Annotated in this window: 20 protein-coding genes; 9 read left to right on the forward strand and 11 right to left on the reverse strand. The window is 64.1% G+C overall.

Annotated features, from left to right (window positions below; genetic code table 11):
• Positions 1-20 precede the first annotated feature (20 nt).
• From OWC48_RS26130 to OWC48_RS26150, 5 genes are all read right to left on the reverse strand, one after another.
• Positions 21-836: a hypothetical protein gene (locus tag OWC48_RS26130; protein ID WP_282522541.1), complete on the reverse strand. Its 816-nt coding sequence runs from the start codon at positions 834-836 to the stop codon at positions 21-23.
• Between the two features lie 180 nt (positions 837-1,016).
• Positions 1,017-1,526 carry an OsmC family protein gene (locus tag OWC48_RS26135; RefSeq protein WP_014491112.1) on the reverse strand — a complete coding sequence of 170 codons (510 nt, stop codon included), beginning with the start codon at positions 1,524-1,526 and terminating at the stop codon, positions 1,017-1,019.
• A 54-nt stretch (positions 1,527-1,580) separates the two neighbouring features.
• Positions 1,581-2,366, reverse strand: a complete 786-nt coding sequence (locus OWC48_RS26140; protein ID WP_282522542.1) for an ABC transporter ATP-binding protein — start codon at positions 2,364-2,366, stop codon at positions 1,581-1,583.
• Positions 2,367-2,370: 4 nt separating this feature from the next.
• The gene (locus OWC48_RS26145; protein ID WP_282522543.1) at positions 2,371-3,213 is read right to left on the reverse strand and encodes an ABC transporter permease; all 843 of its coding nucleotides are present in this window, start codon (positions 3,211-3,213) and stop codon (positions 2,371-2,373) included.
• Between the two features lie 212 nt (positions 3,214-3,425).
• Positions 3,426-4,397 carry an aliphatic sulfonate ABC transporter substrate-binding protein gene (locus tag OWC48_RS26150; protein ID WP_282522544.1) on the reverse strand — a complete coding sequence of 324 codons (972 nt, stop codon included), beginning with the start codon at positions 4,395-4,397 and terminating at the stop codon, positions 3,426-3,428.
• Between the two features lie 188 nt (positions 4,398-4,585).
• Here OWC48_RS26150 and OWC48_RS26155 point away from each other — a divergent pair, with 188 nt between their 5' ends.
• Together OWC48_RS26155 and OWC48_RS26160 are read left to right on the forward strand one after the other, a co-directional pair.
• Entirely contained in the window at positions 4,586-7,378 is a 2,793-nt protein-coding gene (locus OWC48_RS26155) for a [protein-PII] uridylyltransferase (RefSeq protein ID WP_282522545.1), read from the forward strand.
• A gap of 35 nt (positions 7,379-7,413) precedes the next feature.
• Positions 7,414-7,599, forward strand: a complete 186-nt coding sequence (locus OWC48_RS26160; RefSeq protein WP_282522546.1) for a hypothetical protein — start codon at positions 7,414-7,416, stop codon at positions 7,597-7,599.
• A gap of 9 nt (positions 7,600-7,608) precedes the next feature.
• Here the strand turns inward: OWC48_RS26160 and OWC48_RS26165 are convergent, their stop codons facing one another.
• Positions 7,609-8,139, reverse strand: a complete 531-nt coding sequence (locus tag OWC48_RS26165) for a methylated-DNA--[protein]-cysteine S-methyltransferase (protein WP_282522547.1) — start codon at positions 8,137-8,139, stop codon at positions 7,609-7,611.
• Between the two features lie 97 nt (positions 8,140-8,236).
• Between OWC48_RS26165 and OWC48_RS26170 the strand changes: the two genes are divergently transcribed.
• The 3 genes from OWC48_RS26170 (at position 8,237) to OWC48_RS26180 (ending at position 11,466) form a co-directional block, all read left to right on the forward strand.
• Positions 8,237-8,593: a DUF1304 domain-containing protein gene (locus tag OWC48_RS26170; RefSeq protein WP_282522642.1), complete on the forward strand. Its 357-nt coding sequence runs from the start codon at positions 8,237-8,239 to the stop codon at positions 8,591-8,593.
• Positions 8,594-8,740: 147 nt separating this feature from the next.
• Positions 8,741-9,967, forward strand: a complete 1,227-nt coding sequence (locus OWC48_RS26175) for an ABC transporter substrate-binding protein (RefSeq protein ID WP_282522548.1) — start codon at positions 8,741-8,743, stop codon at positions 9,965-9,967.
• Between the two features lie 272 nt (positions 9,968-10,239).
• Complete coding sequence (locus OWC48_RS26180; RefSeq protein WP_282522549.1) at positions 10,240-11,466, forward strand: ABC transporter substrate-binding protein; 1,227 nt, start codon at positions 10,240-10,242, stop codon at positions 11,464-11,466.
• Positions 11,467-11,681: 215 nt separating this feature from the next.
• On the opposite strand, the gene OWC48_RS26185 is transcribed toward OWC48_RS26180, so the two are convergent.
• Positions 11,682-12,107: a DUF1330 domain-containing protein gene (locus OWC48_RS26185; protein ID WP_282522550.1), complete on the reverse strand. Its 426-nt coding sequence runs from the start codon at positions 12,105-12,107 to the stop codon at positions 11,682-11,684.
• A 167-nt stretch (positions 12,108-12,274) separates the two neighbouring features.
• On the opposite strand from OWC48_RS26185, the gene OWC48_RS26190 reads away from it, so the two are divergent.
• Complete coding sequence (locus tag OWC48_RS26190) at positions 12,275-14,491, forward strand: transglycosylase domain-containing protein (RefSeq protein WP_282522551.1); 2,217 nt, start codon at positions 12,275-12,277, stop codon at positions 14,489-14,491.
• 395 nt (positions 14,492-14,886) lie between these two features.
• The gene (locus tag OWC48_RS26195; protein WP_282522552.1) at positions 14,887-15,546 is read left to right on the forward strand and encodes a hypothetical protein; all 660 of its coding nucleotides are present in this window, start codon (positions 14,887-14,889) and stop codon (positions 15,544-15,546) included.
• A gap of 206 nt (positions 15,547-15,752) precedes the next feature.
• Here the strand turns inward: OWC48_RS26195 and OWC48_RS26200 are convergent, their stop codons facing one another.
• From OWC48_RS26200 to OWC48_RS26215, 4 genes are all read right to left on the reverse strand, one after another.
• The gene (locus tag OWC48_RS26200) at positions 15,753-16,592 is read right to left on the reverse strand and encodes a M48 family metallopeptidase (RefSeq protein WP_282522553.1); all 840 of its coding nucleotides are present in this window, start codon (positions 16,590-16,592) and stop codon (positions 15,753-15,755) included.
• Positions 16,593-16,809: 217 nt separating this feature from the next.
• The gene (locus OWC48_RS26205; protein WP_282522554.1) at positions 16,810-18,138 is read right to left on the reverse strand and encodes a polyhydroxyalkanoate depolymerase; all 1,329 of its coding nucleotides are present in this window, start codon (positions 18,136-18,138) and stop codon (positions 16,810-16,812) included.
• Between the two features lie 121 nt (positions 18,139-18,259).
• Positions 18,260-19,078, reverse strand: a complete 819-nt coding sequence (locus OWC48_RS26210) for an ABC transporter permease (RefSeq protein WP_282522555.1) — start codon at positions 19,076-19,078, stop codon at positions 18,260-18,262.
• Positions 19,075-19,878 (reverse strand): ABC transporter ATP-binding protein, encoded by an 804-nt coding sequence (locus tag OWC48_RS26215; RefSeq protein WP_282522556.1) that lies wholly within the window; start codon positions 19,876-19,878, stop codon positions 19,075-19,077. The genes OWC48_RS26210 and OWC48_RS26215 overlap by 4 nt, the downstream gene beginning before the upstream one ends.
• A 106-nt stretch (positions 19,879-19,984) precedes the next feature.
• Between OWC48_RS26215 and OWC48_RS26220 the strand changes: the two genes are divergently transcribed.
• Both OWC48_RS26220 and OWC48_RS26225 read left to right on the forward strand, forming a co-directional pair.
• Positions 19,985-21,307 (forward strand): ActS/PrrB/RegB family redox-sensitive histidine kinase, encoded by a 1,323-nt coding sequence (locus tag OWC48_RS26220; protein ID WP_282522643.1) that lies wholly within the window; start codon positions 19,985-19,987, stop codon positions 21,305-21,307.
• A 102-nt stretch (positions 21,308-21,409) separates the two neighbouring features.
• On the forward strand, positions 21,410-21,964 hold the full coding sequence (locus OWC48_RS26225; protein ID WP_014491094.1) for an ActR/PrrA/RegA family redox response regulator transcription factor: 555 nt from the start codon (positions 21,410-21,412) through the stop codon (positions 21,962-21,964).
• Positions 21,965-21,989: the final 25 nt, after the last annotated feature.

Genomic DNA, 21,989 nt, shown 5'->3' on the forward strand with positions numbered 1-21,989 from the left:
CAAGCGTAGCGTACCTCGCCCTACGACGCGCGGCGCGGCTGATGCATCGCCCTCTTCCGCCGTCCCATCCGCCACAGCGTCAGGTTCCAGCCGATGCAGGTGGCGAGCGCGCAACTCAAGCCGATCGCCGAGCCGAACTGCGTGACGGCGACGTGCAGCACCGCAATTGCCAGACCGAAGCCGAGCAGGCCCCAGGCGGAGTTGGCGAGGACGGCGGCGGTCGGCGGTCCGCCGATGCGCGGGTGCAGGATCACCATCATGCTGGTGAACACGATCGGATAGAGCGCGATGACGCCGCTCACCCGCGGGCCGACCCAGCCCGAGGTCGAGACCACGATCGCAACCAGCGTCGCGACCAGCGAGGCGCGGAACGGGATGTCGTACCATCGGCGTGTCACCAGCGGCATCTTCACATGGCGATATTTTGCGAGCAGCGGAATGCAGATGCCGAAGGCGACCAGATTCACGGCAAGTCCCGCCGTCAAGGTCCAGTCGAACAGACGGATGATGGAGGCCAGCACGATCCACACCGCGACCGCACTGCCGACGCTCGCCGGAAAACTGTGCCGCTGCGCCTGTACGACATAGGTGAGCCCCATGAAGATCGTCGCCGCGTTGACCGGAAGGCTCGACAGCGCGCCTTGCGCGATGAAGGCGGCGTCGTGGTCGAGCGCGAGGAAGACGTAGGAAGGACCGGCCGAGATCGGCAAGGTCGCCACCAGTCCGCCGATCACCGGACCGGTGCGCTCGGCAATGAACGACGCTGACACGACGAATGCCGCGGCGATCGCCATGCGCAGGACGAGGAGGATGATGAAGTGGAGCTCGGGGGGCATTCCGCGCGGTGCTCTTTACCCTCCCCTGGAGGGGGAGGGTCGGTTCGCAGCGCGTCAGCGGTGCGAGACGGGGTGGGGTGATCTCTCAACACGGGCAGTGTGCGACGTTGAGAGACCGTCACCCCACCCCGCTCGCGCTGCGCGCGATCGACCCTCCCCCTCCAGGGGAGGGTAAGAACCTTAGATCCGCTGCATCGACACCGAAACCTTCGGGCCGTTCTTGATGGTCTGGTAGACCACGCAATAGCGCTCGGTGAGTTTGAGCAGGAGATCGAGCTTGTCCTGCGGTGCGTCGGTGTCGACCTCGAAGCGCAGGCGGATCTCGGCGAAGCCGACCGGGGTCTCCTTGTCGACGCCGAGCGTGCCGCGGAAATCGAGATCGCCTTCGGCATAGACGTTGCCGGTCTTGAGCGGGATCTCGATGGCGGTCGCGACCGATTTCAGCGTGACGCCGGCGCAGGCGACCAAGGCTTCGAGCAGCATGTCGCCGGAGCAGAGTTCGAGGCCGGAGCCGCCGGTCGCGGGATGCAGGCCCGCCATCGCGATGGCGCGACCGGTCTCGACCTTGCAGGCGATGCCTTCGCTGTCGGTCGAGCCCTTGGCCTTCAGCGTGATCATCGCCGTCTTGGGATCGGTCTTGTAGCGTTCCTTGATCGGGGCCTGCATCTGGCGCAGTGCTGCGGCGTCCATCTTGTTCTCTCCCGGAAAAATCGTCCCTCGATGTACCGGCTCAGAGAGAAAATGTCACCACCACATGGCCTGACCGGGACCCTGGGTTGCGTCACGGTCAGGCACGTTGCGATCGAGCGAACGGTCGAGTGACGTCAGCACACTTCGCTTGAAATTCTCGAACAGCGGCGAATTGCGGTCGCGCGGCCGGCCGAGATTGATCTCGATCTGGTCGAACAGCCGGCCCGGCCGCGGCCGCATCACCAAAACGCGATCGGCCAGCACCACGGCCTCGTCGACGTCATGTGTGACGAGGATGAGCGTCGGCCGCGTGTCGGCCCAGAGGTCGAGCAGATGATCCTGGAGATCCCTGCGGGTGAAGGCGTCGAGCGCCGAGAACGGCTCGTCGAGCAGCAGCACTTCCGGCTGCGGCACCAGCGCACGTGCAATCGCGACACGCTGCGCCTGCCCGCCCGAGAGCTCGCGCGGCCAGGCCTGCGCCTTGTCGGCGAGGCCGACGCGAGCGAGCGCGCGCGCCACCTTCTCGCGCCGCTCGGCCGCGGGCAGGTCGGCAAGGCCGAAGCCGATATTGTCGGCGACGCTGAGCCAGGGCAAAAGCCGCGGCTCCTGGAAGATGATGCCGATTTTTGCGTGCGGCGAACCGATTGCCTCGCTGTCGAGCGTCACCGTGCCTGCGCTCGCGCTGTCGAGGCCGGCAATGGCGCGCAAGAGCGTGGACTTGCCGCAGCCGGAGCCGCCGATGATGGCGACGATCTCGCCCTGTTTGATCTCGGCGGAGAAGCGCGCCAGCGCCTGCACGCCGTTGGGATAGGTCTTGCTGACCCGGTCGAGCGCCAGCATCACGTTACGCTCCCTTCGCGCGCCCAAAGGCGTCCTGCCAGCGCAGGAACGGCGCGGCCGCGACCTCGATCAGCCAGTCGGTGAGCTTGCCGAGGATGGCGAAGATCACGATCGCGGCCAAAATCTGCGCGGGCTTGCCGAGCTGCTGGCCGTCGAGCAGGAGATAGCCGAGGCCTTCGGAAGCGCCGATCAGCTCGGCCGCCACCACGAACATCCAGCCCAGGCCAAGGCCGACACGCAAGGACACCACATAGGCCGGCAGCACCGCAGGCAGCAGGATGCGGCGGATCATGGCGAACCCGGAGAGGCGGAAGGTGCGACCGACCTCGACGATCTTGCGATCGACGGAAAGGATCGCGCCCATCACGCCGAGATAGACCGGGAAGAACACGCCGACCGCGATCAGCGCGATCTTGGAGGTCTCGAAGATGCCGAGCCAGAGGATGAACAGCGGCACCCAGGCCAGCGAAGGGATTGCACGTAGCGCCTGCACGGTCGGATCGAGCAGCCGCCGCGCCAACGACCAATAGCCGGAGATGGCACCGAGCACGGTGCCCGCGATCACGCCGAAGGCGAAGCCGAGACCGACGCGCCACAGCGTTGCGGCGATGTGGGGGACCAGCTCGCCGGAGCGCGCAAGCTCGGTGATGGTCGCAAACACGCGCGAGGGCGGCGGCACCAGACGGCCGTTGGACCAGCCGAGCCAGACCACGAGCTCCCAGGCGAGCGCGAGGATGAGCGGCAGCAAGATCCCCAACATCGGCCGCGCATAGCGCGCGAGCCGCGAGGGTGCGGCGCTTTCGGCCGGTTCCGAGGTCTGTTGCAGCACTGGCGCGTCGGAGATCATGGCCGGTAGGAAGCGCGTCTGGTCGGGGAATGCAAGGGCGCCTCTTACCCTCCCCTGGAGGGGGAGGGTCGGCTCATGTTGAGCGAAGCGAGACATGAGACGGGGTGGGGTGACGGTCTCTCCGCGTCGAACAGTATCCGTGTGGAGAGATCACCCCACCCCGCTCGCGCTACGCGCGATCGACCCTCCCCCTCCAGGGGAGGGTAAGAAGATCAATTCGTTGGCAGCGGGACCTGGTCGTCAATCAGGGCATCCAGCGTCGCCTTCACGTCGACCTTGGCATCGACGACGCCGGCCTGCTGGAGGGCAAGGCCGGCGGCGAGGATCGACTCGCGCTGGGGTGCGCCGATGCGGCTGTGGGTGAGCTCGGTGCGCTCCTTGAGCTGCTTGTCGACGACGGCGTCCGGCAGCTTGGTCACGGCGATGAAAGTCTTCTTGAGATCATCGTAATTCGCCAGCGAATATTTGCGCGCCTCTTCATACACCGCGAGCACGCGGCGGGCGGCGTCCGGGTAGTCTTTCAAAAACTGCTCGCGCACATTGAGGATACCCCAGGTGTTGGCATCCGCCTTGCGATAGAACAGTTTTGCACCTTCCTCGACCTCGGCCTGCGCCATCATCGGATCGAGGCCGGCCCAGGCGTCGACGTCACCGCGGATCAGCGCGGTCTTGCCGTCGGCGTGCTGGAGCAGCACCGGCGTGATATCCTTTTCAGTCAGGCCTGCACCGAGCAGCGCGCGCACCAGGAAGATGTGCGGATCGGTGCCGCGCGTCACCGCGACGCGCTTGCCCTTGAGATCGGCAACGCTCGCGATCTTGGAGTCCTTGGCCGTCACCAGCGCGGTCCACTCAGGGCGCGAATAGACGTAGATCGACTTGATCGGGTTCCCGTTGATCTTCGCCACCAGCGCCGCCGAGCCCGCGGTCGAGCCGAAATCGATCGAGCCGGCGTTGAGGAATTCTAGCGCCTTGTTGGAGCCGGCCGACTGCACCCAAATGATGCTGATGCCGTCCTTGGCGAATTCCTTCTCCAGCAGACCCTTCTGCTTCAGGACCATCGACACTGGATTGTAGGTCGCCCAGTCGATGCGGATTTCCTTGAGCGGATCCGCCGCCCGTGCCGCAGGGGTCATGGCGAGCGCAACAGCCCCCGCCAACAGAATGCGTCGCGTAATCCCGGTCATGCCCAGCCTCCTCAAAAACTTCATTGTTTTTCAATGAGTTATTTCTAGAGGTCAACGAGAAAATCGCTATCCCGAAAGCCCGTCGGCTGAGAACAGATTTGCTCAAAGCGGGGCTTTTCCAGCATGGAACGACTATTGCCAGAGAATGGCGGGTGACAGCGCCTGTCACCTCTTATATCCGGTGAGACATGGACAGCGTCACGACTGAGCACAAGCCAGAGGTGGACGATCGCTTCGACACCGCGCGGATCACCGCCGCGGTCGATGCGCTTGCCGAGAAGCATCAGGGACGTGAGGACACGTTCCGCACGGCCATGGCGCAATTGCTCAAGGCCGAGCTGATCGCGGCGCGCGCCGCGGCGCAGGCGATCCTGCTGAAGGACCGTCATGGAAGGCGCTGCGCCGAGCGGCTGTGCCACGTGCAGGACGAGATCATCCGCATCCTGTATTCGGCGGCGACCCGCCATCTCTACCGCTCGCCGATCCCGAGCGGCGCGGAGCGCATGGCGGTGGTCGCGACCGGCGGCTATGGCCGCGGCCTGATGGCGCCGGAATCCGACATCGATCTCTTGTTCATCCTGCCCTACAAGCAGACCGCCTGGGGCGAGCAGGTGGCTGAGGCCATTCTCTACTGTCTCTGGGACATGGGGCTGAAGGTCGGACACGCCACGCGCTCGGTCGATGAATCGATCCGGCAGGCGCGCGGCGACATGACCATCCGCACCGCGATCCTGGAAACGCGCTTCCTGACCGGCGACCAGCCGCTCTATGACGAATTGGTCGCGCGCTTCGACAAGGACGTGGTGCAGGGCACGGCATCCGAATTCGTCACCGCAAAGCTCGCCGAGCGCGAGGAGCGCCATCGCCGCGGCGGCCAGTCGCGCTACCTGGTCGAGCCCAACGTCAAGGACGGCAAGGGCGCCCTGCGCGACCTGCACACGCTGTTCTGGATCGCCAAATACGTCTACCGCGTCCGTGATACCGACGAGCTGGTCGAGCGCGGCGTGTTCGACGCGCAGGAATACCGCACGTTTCGCCGCTGCGCCGACTTCCTCTGGTCGGTGCGCTGCAATCTGCACTTCTACTCCGGCCGCGCGGAGGAGCGCCTCTCCTTCGATCTCCAGCGCGAGATCGCGGTCCGGCTCGGCTACACCTCGCATCCCGGCATGCAGGACGTCGAGCGCTTCATGAAGCACTACTTCCTGGTCGCCAAGGAAGTGGGCAACCTCACCGCCATCCTCTGCGCCAAGCTCGAGGACCAGCAGGCCAAGCCCGCGCCGGTGCTGAGCCGGATGATGGCGCGGCTGCGCCCCGCCCCCGCGAAGCGCCGCGTCCCCGACAGCGACGACTTCCTCGTCGACAACAACCGCATCAACGTCGCCGCGCCCGACGTGTTCAAGCACGATCCGGTCAATTTGATCCGGATCTTCCGCCTGGCGCAGAAGAACAACCTCGCCTTCCATCCGGACGCGATGCGCGACGTGACGCGCTCGCTCGGACTGATCAACGCGCAGCTGCGCGAGAACCCGGAAGCCAACCGGCTGTTCATGGAGATCCTGACCTCGGACAACGCCGAGATCGTGCTGCGGCGGATGAACGAGACCGGCGTGCTCGGCCATTTCATCCGCGCCTTTGGCAAGATCGTCTCGATGATGCAGTTCAACATGTATCATCACTACACCGTCGACGAGCATCTGATCCGCTGCGTCGGCTTCCTGCAGGACATCGAGCGCGGCGGCTTCGAGGAGTTCACGCTCGCCAGCGATCTCTTCCGCAAGATCCGGCCCGAGCACCGTGCGGTGATCTACATCACGACGCTGCTGCACGACATCGCCAAGGGACGGCCGGAGGATCACTCGATCGCGGGCGCCAAGGTGGCGCGCCGGCTGTGCCCGCGGCTCGGCTTCAGCGCGGCCGACACCGAGCTCGTGGCCTGGCTGATCGAGGAGCATCTGACGATGTCCACGGTCGCGCAGTCACGCGACCTCTCCGACCGCAAGACCATCGAGAACTTCGCCGCCGTGGTGCAGTCGGTCGAGCAGATGAAATTGCTCACGATCCTGACCACCGCCGATATCCGCGGCGTCGGCCCGGGCGTGTGGAACGGCTGGAAGGCGCAGCTGCTGCGCTCTCTGTATTATGAGACCGAACCGGTGCTGACCGGCGGCTTCTCGGAAGTCGACCGCGGCAAGCGCCTGACGGCCGCCTACGCCGAATTCCGCATGGCCTTCGCCGAGTGGCCGGCGGACGAGCTCGATGCCTATATCGGCCGGCACTATCCCGCCTATTGGCTCAAGGTCGAGCTGCCGCGAAAGATTCGCCATGCCCGCTTCGTCCGCTCCAGCGAACAGGCCGGCCACAAGCTCGCGATCAATGTCGGTTTCGACGAGGTGCGCGGCGTCACCGAGCTGACGATCTTCGCCGCCGACCATCCCTGGCTGCTCTCGATCATCGCCGGCGCCTGCGCCTCGGCCGGCGCCAACATCGTCGACGCGCAGATCTACACCACGACCGACGGCCGCGCGCTCGACACGATCTCGATCTCCAGGGAATACGACCGCGACGAGGACGAGGGCCGGCGCGCCACGCGCATCGGCGAGATGATCGAGGACGTGCTGGAAGGCAAGCTGCGTCTGCCCGAAGTGGTGGCGCGGCGCACCGTGCGCAGCAAGGCGCGGCCGTTCGTGATCGAGCCGGAAGTGACCATCAACAACCAGTGGTCCGACCGCTACACGGTGATCGAGGTCTCCGGCCTCGACCGCCCCGGCCTGCTCTACGAGCTGACCACAGCGATCTCGAAGCTCAATCTGAACATCGCCTCGGCCCATGTCGCGACCTTCGGCGAGCGCGCCCGCGACGTGTTCTACGTCACTGACCTCCTGGGCGCACAGATCAACGCGCCGACGCGCCAGTCCGCAATCAAGAGCGCGCTGACCCACGTGATGGCCGGCGACAAGGCGGTTGCTGCACCGGCGGCGTGAGGCCAATCTCTCGGTCCCAAAATGATTGTTGACCCATGGCTGATTTTCTTCCGGTCGAGTCTTTCATCATCCAACGACTCGAACAGGGCGGACGGCGCGCGATCGAACGTCGTGCCGACCTTACCGACATTCCGATCGCTGATTTCGTCTCGCTTCAAGACGCGGAAGAATGGGTTGCCTGGAAACAGGGAACTCCGAGGATCAACCCCAATAGTACGTGACGCTTCGGCTCAGACCTCAACCCCCTCATGTCTGAGCAGCCAGCGCTTGCGCTCGAGGCCACCGCCATATTTCACCAGCGAGCCGTCGGCGCCGATCAGGCGGTGACAGGGCAGCACCACGCTGATCGGGTTGGAGCCGTTGGCATGACCGACGGCGCGAATGGCTTTGGGCATATCGATCCTTGCGGCCAGCGTGCCATAGCTCATCGTGGTGCCGGCAGGGATCTTTGCCAACGCGGTCCAGACCTTCTGCTGGAACGGCGTGCCGGCGATGCGCCATGCGACGCCCGAGAGCTGGCCGAGATCGCCTTCGAAATATGCTGACAGCGCGGTCTTCATCGCCGCCGGCGCGGACCGATCAACCAGGTCCACGGCGCCGTAGTGCAGGCGCAACAGCTCGCGCATGCGGGGCTCGTAGTCTTCCCAGTCGAGCGCGCGCAGCGCACCCTCGGCATCGGTGACGAGCAACGCGATCCCGATCGGCGTCGTCAGGCGATCGAGGCCGAATCGTTCAGGCGGTTTGGTTGATCGAACGGGCATTGCGACACCAGGCCATCGAAACACGCCATCGCACTTGCCATGCCGGCCGTGCTAACGTCCACCCGAAAGCTGACGCTTTGGGGGGCTCAACTTGATTCTGATCACCAATATCCTGGTGGCGCTGGTCGCCGCACTTCACGCCTACTTCCTGATCCTGGAGATGTTTCTCTGGGACAAGCCGCTTGGCTTGAAGACATTCCGCAATACGCCTGAAAAGGCCGAGATCACGAAGGTGCTGGCGGCCAACCAAGGGCTCTATAACGGCTTCCTCGCCGCCGGCCTGATCTGGGGCCTCGTCCACGGCAACCCTGCCTTCGCGTTCCAGATCAAGGCATTCTTCCTGCTCTGCGTGATCGTGGCCGGCGCCTACGGCGCGGCGACCGTCAGCACCCGCATCCTGCTCGTGCAGGCGCTGCCGGCGGCGATCGCGCTGGTTGCGCTGCTTCTGACCTGATCCTCTTGACCTGAGACGCTACGGCGCAGCGTCGCGATCCTTGCGCGGCGCCGGACCTTCCTCCACACTCTCCGACAGCGATGGCGACCGTTGCAATCAACGGGAAAAGACCGTCGACCGGAAATTCCGTCAGGAGGAACAACCAAGATGAACAATCGCAGAGCCTTCATAGCTGCCACGGCGGCGCTCGCCTTCGCGTTCTCCGCCAGCCAAGCCCTCGCCCAGAAGAAATATGACACCGGCGCGACCGACACCGAGATCAAGATCGGCCAGACCGTGCCGTTCTCCGGCGCCTATTCCGTCTACGCCAATATCGGCAAGACCCAGGCCGCCTATTTCAAGATGATCAACGATCAGGGCGGTATCAACGGCCGCAAGATCAATTTGATCCAGTATGACGACGCCTATTCGCCGCCGAAGACGGTCGAGCAGGTGCGCAAGCTCGTCGAAGGCGACGAAGTGCTGTTCACCTTCCAGATCATCGGCACGGCCGCGAACGCCGCCGTGCAAAAATATCTTAACGGCAAGAAGATCCCGCAGCTGCTGGCCTCCACCGGCGCCGCACGCTTCAACGATCCGCAGAACTATCCCTGGACCATCGCCTATAATCCCAACTACGTGTCTGAGGGACGCATCTACGCCAAGTACATTCTCGCCAATCACCCCAATGCCAAGATCGGCGTGCTCTACCAGAACGACGACATGGGCCGCGACTATCTCGCCGGCCTCAAGAGCGGCCTCGGCGACAAGGCCGCCGGCATGATCGTCGGCGAGGTGTCCTACGAGGTCACCGACCCGACCGTCGACTCGCAGGTGGTCAAGCTGAAGTCGCTCGGCGCTGATCTTTTCTACGATGCGTCGACGCCGAAGTTCGCGGCGCAGGCCATCAAGAAGGTGGCCGAGCTCGGCTGGACGCCGGTGCACATCCTCGACATCAATGCGAGCCCGATCTCGGCGACGCTGAAGCCGGCCGGCCTCGACATCTCCAAGGGCATCATCTCGACCCAATACGGCAAGGAGCCGAGTGATCCGCAGTGGAAGGACGATCCGGGCGTGAAAGCGTTCTTCGCCTTCATGGACAAGTATTTCCCCGAAGGCGACAAGCTCAACACGGTCAACACCTATGCTTATTCGGTCGCCGAGTTGCTGACGCAGGTGCTGAAACAGTGCGGCGACGACCTGTCGCGTGAGAACGTGATGAAACAGGTCGCCAACATCAAGGACTTCACCCCGAGCTTCGCGCTGCCCGGCATCAAGATCAACACCGGGCCGAACGATTATCGCGTCAACAAGCAGATGCAGATGATGAAGTTCAACGGCGAGCGTTGGGAGCTATTCGGCCCGATCATCGAGGACAACGGCCCCGCGGGTTAGTAACTGCGTAGGGTGGATTAGCCCTGCAGATGCGCAAAGCGCATCTGCTCGGCGTAATCCACCCTTCGACATCCGTGGCAACAGAAGTGGTGGGTTACGCCTGGCGGACTGCGCTTCGCGCAGCCGCAAGACTGACCCACCCTACGAACTGCGCGTCTCCACCCACCTTGCGTTGCAGCAACGCCTCATCCACAATCGCCCTCAGCGGTGACGTCCTGTGCGCAAGCGCACCCGGGCAGATCATCGGCAATAACAAACTGAGGAAATTGCGAATGAGGAATGGAATGCTGCATCTGGCCACGGCAACGGCGCTGACCCTGGCGCTGTCGGTCACCGCGGCCAGTGCCCAGAAAAAATATGATCCGGGCGCCAGCGACACCGAGATCAAGGTCGGACAGACCATGCCGTTTTCGGGACCGGCGTCGGCCTATTCGTCGATCGGCAAGACCCAGGCCGCCTATTTCAAGATGATCAACGACCAGGGCGGCATCAATGGTCGCAAGATCAATTTGATCCAGTATGACGACGCCTATTCGCCGCCGAAAGCCGTGGAGCAGATCCGCAAGCTCGTCGAGAGCGACGAGGTGCTTCTGACTTTCCAAATCATCGGCACGCCCGTGAACGCGGCCGTCCAGAAATATCTCAATTCCAAGAAGGTGCCGCAGCTGTTCGCAGCGACCGGCGCCTCGCGGTTGACCGATCCGAAGAACTTTCCATGGACCATGGGCTACAATCCCAACTACTTCGTCGAAGGCCGAATCTACGGCCAGTACATTCTGAAGGAGCATCCGGCCGCCAAGATCGGCGTGCTCTATCAGAACGACGACCTCGGCAAGGACTATCTGAACGGCATCAAGGCCGGCCTCGGCGACAAGGCCGCCAAGATGATCGTGACCGAAGCGTCCTACGAGGTGTCCGATCCCACGGTCGACTCGCAGATCCTCAAGATCAAGGACGCCGGCGCCGATTTGTTCTTCAGCGCCACAACGCCGAAGCAGGCCGCACAGGCGATCAAGAAGATCGCCGAAATGGGCTGGCATCCGATCCAGATCGTCGACATCAACGCCACCTCGGTCGGTGCGGTGCTGAAGCCGGCAGGCCTTGATGCGGCCAAGGGCCTGATCAGCGTCAACTACGGCAAGGAACCGCTCGATCCGACCTGGAAGGACGACGCCGGCCTGAAGAAGTATTTTGACTTCATGGCGAAGTACTATCCGGACGGCGACAAGGACTCGAACTTCAACACCTACGGTTATGGCACAGCCCAGCTCCTGGTCCATGTGTTGAAGCAGTGCGGTGACGATCTGACGCGCGAGAACGTCATGAAGCAGGCAGCGTCGCTGAAGGACGTCACCAGCGACATCGCGCTGCCCGGTATCAAGGCCAACACCTCGGCGACCGACTACCGCGTCAACAAGCAGCTTCAGATGATGAAGTTCAACGGCGAACGCTGGGAGCTATTCGGCCCGATCCTGGAGGACGCGGGCCCGGCGGGTTAGTGGCTGCTTGAATTGCGCGATGTGATCGGCGGCCTTCTGGCCGCCGATTCTTTTGAGCTTGGCTCAATCCATCACCGTCACCCTGAGGTGGCCGCCTCTTCAGCGGCCCTCGAAGGGCGACGGCCCGGCTGGTCGCAGCGTAGAAGCATCGGGGCCTTTCATCCTTCGAGGCTCGCAAGAGCTCGCGCTTCAGGATGACGGATAGAGATTGGTGCCTACTCCGGTATTTCTCCAAAGTTCTTCCCGACCGGCAGCACCGCGTGCCGGATCAGCCGTGAATCCTCCACCGCGGCCTGGCGATGCTTCACCGCTTCGCGATAGACGGGATCGCGGATCATCTCGACGAAGGCGGCAACGCTTGGATATTCGGCGATGAAGCAATGGTCCCAGTGCTCCTCTTGCGGGCCGATCAGCATCAGCTCGAATTTGCCCTGCCAGACGATGCGGCCGCCGAGGCGCTCGAACACCGGGCCGCTCTCGCGGCCATAGGCTGCATAGGCTTCCGCGCCGCTCGCCTTGCGGCCGTCGGGATAGGCTGCCTCTTCGCGCAAACGCACCAGATTGAGCATGTGGATCGGGCCGGGGCGATCGTTGTCCCGGAACTGCGCAAAAATCTCCTTGCTCGGATCGATATGGCCCATGCCGGTTCCCTCTTGTTTATGTCGGCGATCCTAGCTCTGCCGCCTGGCGAGCGGAACTGCGGCAGGCGAATGCCGCACCTCCTAATCGCGCGTTAAGCTCTGGGTAACCGGGCCTTAAACAGCGACCGGTAGCGTGCGACGAGGCGGGCTGACCGGGCGTTTTGCGTATGGCGTGGGGAAAGAAAAAGGGTGGGCGGAAGGAGCCATTGTTCGGCTTGCCTGCTGCGCTCGCCGATCTGCGCCTGACCGCGGCCGACCGCGTCCCCGGCGGCGAGGACAAGCCGAAGAAATCAACGAAACCATCCGCCAAGCGCAAGAGCGAGGATGCCGGCGACGAGCCGTCGCGCGAGCGGAAGGCACCAGCCGGCCGCAGCGGCGCCAAGCGCCGGTCGAAATCGGGCGGAGGCTTCAGCCTCGGCCGCCTCGTCTATTGGGGTGCGGTGCTCGGCCTGTGGGGCGTGATCGCCGTGATCGGCGTCGTGATCTATGTCGGCGCCCATCTGCCGCCGATCCAGTCGCTGGAGATTCCCAAGCGGCCGCCGACGATCCAGATCGTCGGCATCGACGGCAGCATGCTGGCGCAGCGCGGCGAGATGGCCGGCGCCAACGTCTCGCTGCAGGACCTGCCGCCCTATCTGCCGAAGGCCTTCATCGCCATCGAGGACCGCCGTTTCTACTCGCATTTCGGCATCGACCCGATTGGCATCCTGCGCGCCCTCGTCACCAACGTGCTCCATCGCGGCGTCTCGCAGGGCGGCTCGACCTTGACGCAGCAGCTCGCGAAAAACCTGTTCCTTACCCAGGAACGGACCATGGCGCGCAAGCTCCAGGAGGCGGAGCTCGCGATCTGGCTGGAGCGCAAGCATTCCAAGAACGAGATTCTGGAGCTCTATCTCAACCGCGTCTATTTCGGCTCGGGCGCCTATGGCGTCGAGGCCGCGGCGCAGAAATATTTCGGCAAGTCGGCGAAGAACGTCACCGTCGCCGAGGCCGCGATGCTGGCCGGCCTCGTCAAATCGCCGTCGCGGCTGGCGCCGAACCGCAATCCCGAAGGCGCGGAAGCGCGCGCGCAAATCGTGCTCGCGGCGATGGCGGATGCCAAGTTCATCACCGACGCGCAGGCGCAGGCCTCGATCGGCCACCCCTCCTACAACGTGAAGCCGGCCGGCGCCGGCACGGTCAACTACGTCGCCGACTGGATCGGCGAGGTGCTGGACGATCTGGTCGGCCAGATCGATGAGAGCATCAAGGTCGAGACCACGATCGATCCGAAGCTTCAGAGCGTGGCGGAAGCCGCCATCATCGACGAGCTCGCGGCCAAGAGCGTCAAGTTCAATGTCAGCCAGGGCGCGCTCGTGGCGATGACGCCTGACGGCGCGGTGCGCGCCATGGTCGGCGGGCGGAACTATTCCGACAGCCAGTACAACCGCGCGGTCACTGCGAAGCGCCAGCCGGGCTCCTCGTTCAAGCCGTTCGTGTACCTGACCGCGCTCGAGCAGGGGCTGACGCCGGACACGGTGCGCCAGGACGCGCCGATCGAGGTCAAGGGCTGGAAGCCCGAGAACTACACCCATGAATATTTCGGCGCGGTGACGCTGACGCAGGGGCTGGCAATGTCGCTCAACACCGTCGCCATCCGCCTCGGTCTCGAGGTCGGGCCGAAGAACGTGGTGCGGACCGCGCACCGGCTCGGCATCTCCTCGAAGCTCGAGCCCAATGCCTCGATCGCGCTCGGCACCTCCGAAGTCTCGGTCGTCGAGCTGGTCGGCGCCTATGCGCCCTTCGCCAATGGCGGCTTCGCCGTGGCGCCGCACGTCGTCACGCGGATCAGGACGCTCAGTGGCAAGCTGCTCTACATGCGGCAAGCGGAAGAGCGCAACCCGGTCATCGACCCGCGCTATGTCGGCATGATGAACACGATGATGCGGGAGACGCTGATATCAGGCACCGCCAAGAAAGCGGAGATCCCCGGCTGGCCGGCGGCCGGCAAGACCGGTACCAGCCAGGATTACCGCGACGCCTGGTTCATCGGCTACACCGCCAACCTCGTCACCGGCGTCTGGCTCGGCAATGACGACAACTCGCCGACCAAGAAGGCGACCGGCGGCGGCCTGCCGGTCGAAGTCTGGTCCCGCTTCATGCGCACGGCGCACGAGGGTGTGCCGGTGGCCGCCTTGCCGAACTCGCAAGCGACCTGGGGCCTCTCGAATCTCGCGCAGGCGGCATCGCAGGTATCGCCGCCGACGGCAACGACGGCGCCAGGGCCGGCACCGGCGAGCAGCGGCGGCTATCGCCCGCCTCCGACGCGCGCCAATGTGCGGCCGGAAGCCGCAGCAGGCCTCGACGGCTGGCTGATGGACCGGCTGTTCGGCGGAAATCGGTAGCCTCGAGCTGAGGTCCCCAGGGCCTCAAAACAAAAAACGTGAAAACAACCCCATGCACAGTAGCCGGTGATATCCGGCGCGATGCGCGGTGAAGCTCGCGAACTCATTGGCGCGTCAGAGCATTCGGTCGCCAGCGCGCAAGGCGTGGCGGCAGCATAGCATTTGACGATTGAGTGGACCGAATGCAGCTGCAATGCACGCATTCGAACTCATTCGCGCGATGCCACAGTCCGCGGTTCCCAAAGGCAAGTCCTGCCTATGGCGGCAAGATTTACCGACGCCGGGAAGTTTCCGAACGCCAAAACACCAGTCTCTTCAAAGCTCCGACATCGGCCCAGGAATTGCTCTCTTAGGTTGAGTCGCGAAGACTCGGGTTTAGTGGGAAGGAGCGTTCCATGATTTCAGGCCTGTCCAACCCGGCATCGAGCTATCTGCGTCCCTCATCAACGTCCAATTCAAACCCGACATCGGGTGTCCTCTCGGAGGCGCCCGCCGAGACCGACGCAGCGACCAGCGCACCTGGAATTGACGTGTCGCAGCTCAAGCCGCTGCAAGGCGCCAAGCCGATCTCGGTGGCGGATAACCCGGTCCTGCGCGACCTGATGGCAACGAATTGGCTGATGACCCACGGCGCGAGCGCGACTCAACCGGCCGTCTCGGACGATGCGCCTGAGAATACCTATGCCCAGGTGAAGGTTGACGGCAAGGTGGTGGCCACTCTGTACAATGGCGGGTCCTCGACGATGACCAACGCGGCGGCCGCAAAGATCGGCAAGCTCGAGGATCCTCCCGGTCTGAGTGGACCCGATCTGGCGCAATGGCGAGCCGACAATTACGCCAAGCTGCTTGGCGGCTCCGTCGAAAAAGCGTCCACCGCGATCACGCAATCGCAATGGACACCGCGTCAAAGCAATTCTGCGATCTATAGCCGCGATCAACTCGACGCGGCCTTCCAGGCGATGCTGGCCGAGGGTCAGAAAGCCAGCGCCCAATTGCAATCGTTCTATCTCGCGTCACGGGCGCAGCCGGGAGCAAGCGCGGATTACAGCGCCTGATCCGAGCGACGAATTGATACCGCGGGTCAGCTGTCGTCCGCTGTCATTCTCCGCCACCGGGTCTCGCCTTCGGCGAGCCCGATGACGGGCTCCAACGGGGAATCCGGTACGCCGCGGCGTTTCGGCTCAACAACAACAGTCTCTGGAATACTGGGTCGCCCGGTCAAGCCGGGCGACGACAGTCAGTGTTGGGCTAGCAGCGCGCCCTAATTCTCGACGCCGTAGCGGTGCAGGTCGTTGCCGTGCGTGTCGAGCCACTTCTTGGCGCGCTCCATCGACGGGCAGACCTTTCCGCAGACGCGCCAGAACCGCGCCGAGTGGTTCATCTCGACGAGATGGGCGACCTCGTGCGCGGCGAGGTAGTCGAGCACGTAAGGCGGCGCGAGGATCAGGCGCCAGGAGAACGACAGCGAGCCCGCCGAGGTGCAGGAGCCCCAACGGCTGGACTGATCGCGGATCGAGAGGCGCTTGACCTTGACGCCGAGCTCGACGGCATAGGCCTCCGCCGAGCGCTGGAGATCGTGGCGCGCCTCGCGCTTGAGGAAGTCGCTGACGCGGCGGTCGACATATTCGACCCCGCCGGCGACGCAGAGAATGCGTTCACCGCTGTCGCGCACTTCCGTCCAGACCGTGCCGCGCGTGCCGGCACGATGAACGATACGATGGGGGTTGCCGCGTAGCGGTATCACTGTGCCGGGTTGGAACGGCGCAGCCTTCGGCAAACGCCCGAGACGCGCAGCGATCCACGCACCGTGACGTTGCGCGAAGTCCTTGGCTTCGGCCAGCGTGCCGCGCGGCGGGATGGTGAGGATGGCTTCGCGATCGCTCGGATGGATTCTGAGCGTGTAGCGGCGCGCGCGGCGGTGCCGGCGCAATCGAATCGCAAAAAACTGCGATCCATGGGTGATGACCAAGGTCTTCGGCTCGTGGGGCCGCCGATAGAGAAGTGCGCGAGTGGCCATGTCTGTCAGTCCGGGGGGCAGGAGGGCGCCCGGATTCTGCCATAACCGCCGCCAGGGAAAGCGCTCGGCGCAAAAACAAATCATTTGCCCAATATACAGCGGTCCAGCGTCCGGGAGACCCTACAGACTGGGGTTGGAACCCGGTTTTTTCGCCCCCGCTGGACGCATGCGGCACCCCCAAGGGGTGAGGTAGGAATCACTCCTACAAAGCTACCTAAATACCGCGAATCTGGAGGGAACCAGCCCCTGCTGGAACCCCCGGCGAAGTGTTGATTTTCAGCGGGAAAGCCGAAAAACGCGCTTATTCGGCCGCGAGAGCCTGCAACGAGCTCGGATTCGCAGCCGAGACCATGAAGTCATGGATGCGCGGCACGATTTCCGACTTGAAGCGCGAGCCGTTGAACACGCCGTAATGTCCGACGCCCTTCTGGACGTAATGAACGCGGCGATGATCGGGGATCGAGCTGCACAATGTGTGCGTTGCTTCGGTCTGACCGAGCCCGGAGATGTCGTCGTTCTCGCCTTCGACCGTCATCAGCGCCACGCGCGTGACCTTCGAGGGGTCGACGCGTGTTCCGCGATGGGTCATCTCGCCCTTCGGCAGCGAGTGCTTCACGAATACGGTATCGACCGTCTGCAGATAATACTCGGCGGAGAGATCCATCACCGCGAGATATTCGTCGTAGAAGTCGCGATGCTTGTCGACGAGGTCGCCGTCGCCCTTCACCAGGTTGGCGAACAGGCGCTTGTGGGCGTCCATGTGCCGGTCGAGGTTCATGCTGATGAAGCCGTTGAGCTGCAGGAAGCCCGGATAGACGTCGCGCATCATGCCCGGATGCGGGAACGGCACCTTGGTGATGACGGTGTTGCGGAACCAGTCGATGCCGCGCTCCTGGGCGAGCTTGTTCACGCCCGTCGGATTGCGGCGGGTGTCGATCGGGCCGCCCATCAGCGTCATCGAGGTCGGCACGAAGGGATCGCGCCGCGCTTCCATGATCGAGACGGCGGCAACGACGGGAACGGAGGGCTGGCACACCGCCATGACATGGGTGTTGCCGCCAAGGACGTGCAGCATCTCGATGACGTAGTCGATGTAGTCGTCGAGATCGAAGCGGCCTTCGCTCAGGGGCACCATGCGGGCGTCGGCCCAATCGGTGATGTAGACCTCATGCGCCGGCAGGAAAGCCTCGACCGTGCCGCGCAGCAGCGTCGCGTAGTGGCCGGACATCGGCGCCACGATCAGCACCCGCGGCTGCGGGCTGCGCAAGGGACGAGCGAACTTGCGATCGAAGTAGAGCAGGTTGCAGAACGGCTTTTCCCAGACCGAGCGGACCTCGACGGGGACGCGGATGCCGTTGACCTCGGTGTCGTTGAGACCCCATTCCGGCTTGCCGTAACGGCGCGTGGTGCGTTCGAACAATTCACAGGCCGCGGCGACCGACTTGCCGACCTCGGTGCGCGCCCACGGATTGAGGGGGTTCTGAAACAGGAGCTTGGTCGCGTCGGTGACCGCACGCGCCGGATTGAGAGAGGCCTGCGCCATCTCGTACATCCAGTACATCGGCGTCGTCAGGACCGGACTGCCTTCGGCCGCCAGGGGCGGCGCGCCGCCGAACTCACCAATAGGCATCGTTATATTCCTCTTCGCATCGCAGCATACTGCCGAATGCGTAATATTGCGTCAATGCATGGTTCCGTACATCTACGGGCCCTGAACGGCCAAACCAGCCTGAATCCACGGGAAAGTGAGGTTATTCACCGCTCGAGAGCAGCGAGCCGTGCTTCTTGGCGCTCCGCAAAAGGGCAAGGAATGCCCCAAAAGATGCAACCAGCAGCACCGCATTGATGGCCAACGCACTCAACATCAGATCGGTCCTGAAGGTGTGTTCGATCAGGAGTGTCCGCATTCCCTCGAACACATAGGTCGGCGGCAGCGACCAGGCGACGTATTGCAGCCATGCCGGCAGCACGCTGACGGGATAGTAGACGCAGGCGAGCGGCATGATGGCGAACATCAGGGTCCAGACGATGCTCTCGGCGCCGAGGCCGTTTCGCAGCACCAGCCCCGAGACGAAGATGCCGACCGCCCAGCTGGTGAAGATCAGATTGCAGAAGAACGCGATCAGCGGCAGGCCGAGGGCGTAGACGTTGAAGTGAAACAGGAACAGCGCGAGCAGCGTCATCGGGATGACGCCGATCGCGAGCCGGATCATGCTCATGATCATCAGCGACAGCAGAAACTCGATCGGCTTCAAGGGACTCATCATGAGGTTGCCGATGTTGCGGGCCCACATCTCCTCCAGGAACGAGATCGAAAAGCCGAGCTGGCCGCGGAACAGAATGTCCCAGAGGATGACGGCGCCGATCAGCGTGCCGCCGGCGCGCGCGAAGAAATTGGCGTTCTCGGCGATGTAGAGCTGGAGAAAGCCCCAGGTGATGACCTGGAGCGCGGGCCAATAAAGCAGCTCAAGCAGCCGCGGCCAGGACGACATCAACAGATACCAGTAGCGCAGGATCATCGCGCCGATGCGATGGATGGAAATGCCGCCGTGGAGGGAGAGCTCGGTCATCGCGCCGCCTCCTTCGCACCGTTCACCCGCCCGCGCGCGACGTCCAGGAACACCTCCTCCAGCGTGGTGCGGTTGTAGCGCGCCATGATGGCCTCCGGCGTGTCGTCGTCCTCGATGCGACCGCGCTTCATGATGATGACGCGGTCGCAGAGCCGCTCGACCTCGAGCATGTTGTGCGAGGCCAAAAGGATGGTGGCGTTGTTCTCCTTGCGATAGCGCTCCATATGCGCCCGCACCCAGTCGGCCGTATCCGGGTCGAGCGAGGCGGTGGGCTCGTCCAGCAGCAGCAGCTCGGGCTGGTTGATCAGCGCCTTCGCCAGCGCGACGCGGGTCTTCTGCCCGGCGGAGAGCTTGCCGTTGGCGCGGTCGATGAATTCGGTGAGATCGAGCTCGTCGGCCAGCCTGGCGATGCGATCGGAGACGTCCTTCACCGCATAGAGCTTGCCGAACACGGTGAGGTTCTGCCGCACCGTGAGCCGCATCGGCATGTCGACATAGGGGCTCTCGAAATTCATCCGCCCCAGCACCGCCGCGCTCTCCTCCGGCATCCGATGCCCGAGCACCTGCACGCGGCCCGAGGTCGGCAGCACCAGGCCCATGATCATCGCGATGGTCGTGGTCTTGCCGGCGCCGTTGCCGCCCAAAAGCCCGGTGATGCTGCCGCGCGGCAGCGAAAAGGAGATATCGTCGACGGCGCGGGTCTGCTTGTAGACCTTGACGAGGTGATCGACCGCAATGGCCGCAGAGGAGCCGCGCTCCGCGACAGTCGGCGGACTTGAAGCTTTGTCGTTCCCGGTCATGCTAGCCGTTCTTCTGCTATTGCAGCGGGGAGCGCAAGGCTTGTAATCCGGGTGGTTCCGCGAGCCCTGCGTTTGTGACCGAGAAGGCACCACCACATTGGCCGAGATGACTGAGACCGCCGATACCGACTTCCGCCATGCACAGCGGCACATCCGCCTGGACACGATCCTGCGGCTGCGCTGGCTGGCGGTGCTCGGCCAGCTCGCCGCGATCTTCATCGTGGCGCAGGGGCTGGAGTTCAACGTCGAGATCGTCCCCTGCGTCAGCATCATCGCGCTGTCGGCGGCGCTCAACCTGGCGCTCCAGACCGTGTCCAATCCGCTGCAACGGCTGGAGCCGATGCAGGCGGCCGGACTGCTCGCGCTGAACCTCGTGGAGCTGGCGGGGCTGCTGTTCTTCACCGGCGGACTGCAGAACCCATTCTCGTTCCTGTTCCTCGCGCCGGTGCTGATCTCGGCCACCGCGCTGCCGGCCCGCTTCACCTTCGGCCTCGGCCTGCTGGCGGTGGCCTGTGCCTCGGTGCTGTTCTTCTTCCATCTGCCGCTGCCCTGGGATTCCGACGATCCCCTGGTGCTACCGCCGATTTATCTCATCGGCATCTGGCTCTCGATCGTGCTCGCGATCGGCGTCACCAGCCTCTACTCGTTCCAGGTGACGGAGGAGGCGCGCAAGCTCGCCGACGCGCTGGCTGCGACCGAGCTGGTGCTGACTCGCGAGCAGCATCTGACCCAGCTCGACGGCCTGGCTGCCGCAGCCGCGCACGAGCTCGGCACGCCGCTCGCGACCATCTTCCTGATCTCGCGCGAGCTGGAAAAGACGGTGAAAGACCCAAGTTTCGCCGCCGACCTGAAAACCCTGCGCGAGCAGACCCAGCGCTGCCGCGACATCTTGAGCAAGATCACCCAGCTTTCCTCCGAAGGCGCGCCGTTCGACCGCATGAAAATGTCTGAGCTGATCGAGGAGGTGGTGGCGCCGCACCGCGATTTCGGCGTCGACATCAAGGTGCGGATCGCGGTCGCGGCCTTCGCCGAGCCGATCGGCTCGCGCAACCCGGCGATCCTCTACGGCGTCGGCAACATCGTCGAGAACGCGGTCGATTTCGCCCGCACCACCGTCGAGGTAAATGCATGGTGGAACAAGGAAACGATCGAGCTCGTGATCTCCGACGACGGCCCGGGTATCCCGCCCGACATCCTTAACCGGATCGGCGAGCCCTATTTGTCGCGGCGGCGCAATCTGGATGACGGCGGCGGCGAACGGCGCGGGCTCGGACTTGGCGTGTTCATCGCGCGCACCTTGCTGGAACGCACCGGGGCCAAGGTTTCGTTTACCAACCGGACCTTTCCGGAACACGGTGCTGTGGTTCACATCAGTTGGCCGAGAGAGCGTTTTGAGACTATCGAGACGCTCGAAGAAACAATAGGATAGCCCGCGACCTTGCGTCGCACGGCAGGGCCGATCGACTATTTGCGGCCTTGGCACCGCCTGATTGCGACGCCATATGTGGATGTGCAGAGAGAGGACAACACCTTGAACGCCATCGCCGAACTGAACGAACAGACCGACCGCTCGCTTCTCATCGTGGAGGACGACAAGCCGTTCCTGGAGCGGTTGTCGCGCGCGATGGAGACCCGTGGCTTTGCGGTGACGTCGTGTGACACCGTCTCGGATGGCCTCGCGCAGATCGGCAAGGCCGCGCCCGCATTCGCCGTGGTGGATCTGCGGCTCGGCGACGGCAATGGTCTCGACGTCGTCTCCGCGCTGAAGAAGAAGCGCCCCGAAGCCCGCGCGATCGTGCTGACCGGCTATGGCAACATCGCCACCGCCGTGACCGCCGTGAAGATGGGTGCGATCGATTATCTGTCGAAGCCCGCGGATGCCGACGACGTCGTCGCCGCGCTGCTCTCGACCAGCTCGGAAAAATCCGAGTTGCCGACCAACCCGATGTCCGCCGACCGCGTCCGCTGGGAGCACATCCAGCGCATCTACGAGATGTGCAACCGCAACGTCTCGGAGACGGCGCGCAGACTGAATATGCACCGTCGTACGTTGCAGCGGATTCTGGCCAAGCGCGCGCCGCGGTAACGGTCTCGTAGGGTGGGCAAAGGCG

It is taken from the genome of Bradyrhizobium sp. Arg816 (assembly GCF_029989365.1).
GTDB lineage: Bacteria > Pseudomonadota > Alphaproteobacteria > Rhizobiales > Xanthobacteraceae > Bradyrhizobium.

What these genes read in the sequence shown, in the direction of transcription:
- OWC48_RS26130 (WP_282522541.1), bottom strand. Translation starts at nt 836, where the DNA reads ATGCCCCCCGAGCTCCACTTCATCATCCTCCTCGTCCTGCGCATGGCG.
- OWC48_RS26135 (WP_014491112.1), bottom strand. Translation starts at nt 1,526, where the DNA reads ATGGACGCCGCAGCACTGCGCCAGATGCAGGCCCCGATCAAGGAACGC.
- OWC48_RS26140 (WP_282522542.1), bottom strand. Translation starts at nt 2,366, where the DNA reads ATGCTGGCGCTCGACCGGGTCAGCAAGACCTATCCCAACGGCGTGCAG.
- OWC48_RS26145 (WP_282522543.1), bottom strand. Translation starts at nt 3,213, where the DNA reads ATGATCTCCGACGCGCCAGTGCTGCAACAGACCTCGGAACCGGCCGAA.
- OWC48_RS26150 (WP_282522544.1), bottom strand. Translation starts at nt 4,397, where the DNA reads ATGACCGGGATTACGCGACGCATTCTGTTGGCGGGGGCTGTTGCGCTC.
- OWC48_RS26155 (WP_282522545.1), top strand. Translation starts at nt 4,586, where the DNA reads ATGGACAGCGTCACGACTGAGCACAAGCCAGAGGTGGACGATCGCTTC.
- OWC48_RS26160 (WP_282522546.1), top strand. Translation starts at nt 7,414, where the DNA reads ATGGCTGATTTTCTTCCGGTCGAGTCTTTCATCATCCAACGACTCGAA.
- OWC48_RS26165 (WP_282522547.1), bottom strand. Translation starts at nt 8,139, where the DNA reads ATGCCCGTTCGATCAACCAAACCGCCTGAACGATTCGGCCTCGATCGC.
- OWC48_RS26175 (WP_282522548.1), top strand. Translation starts at nt 8,741, where the DNA reads ATGAACAATCGCAGAGCCTTCATAGCTGCCACGGCGGCGCTCGCCTTC.
- OWC48_RS26180 (WP_282522549.1), top strand. Translation starts at nt 10,240, where the DNA reads ATGAGGAATGGAATGCTGCATCTGGCCACGGCAACGGCGCTGACCCTG.
- OWC48_RS26185 (WP_282522550.1), bottom strand. Translation starts at nt 12,107, where the DNA reads ATGGGCCATATCGATCCGAGCAAGGAGATTTTTGCGCAGTTCCGGGAC.
- OWC48_RS26190 (WP_282522551.1), top strand. Translation starts at nt 12,275, where the DNA reads ATGGCGTGGGGAAAGAAAAAGGGTGGGCGGAAGGAGCCATTGTTCGGC.
- OWC48_RS26195 (WP_282522552.1), top strand. Translation starts at nt 14,887, where the DNA reads ATGATTTCAGGCCTGTCCAACCCGGCATCGAGCTATCTGCGTCCCTCA.
- OWC48_RS26200 (WP_282522553.1), bottom strand. Translation starts at nt 16,592, where the DNA reads ATGATTTGTTTTTGCGCCGAGCGCTTTCCCTGGCGGCGGTTATGGCAG.
- OWC48_RS26205 (WP_282522554.1), bottom strand. Translation starts at nt 18,138, where the DNA reads ATGCCTATTGGTGAGTTCGGCGGCGCGCCGCCCCTGGCGGCCGAAGGC.
- OWC48_RS26210 (WP_282522555.1), bottom strand. Translation starts at nt 19,078, where the DNA reads ATGACCGAGCTCTCCCTCCACGGCGGCATTTCCATCCATCGCATCGGC.
- OWC48_RS26215 (WP_282522556.1), bottom strand. Translation starts at nt 19,878, where the DNA reads ATGACCGGGAACGACAAAGCTTCAAGTCCGCCGACTGTCGCGGAGCGC.
- OWC48_RS26220 (WP_282522643.1), top strand. Translation starts at nt 19,985, where the DNA reads ATGACTGAGACCGCCGATACCGACTTCCGCCATGCACAGCGGCACATC.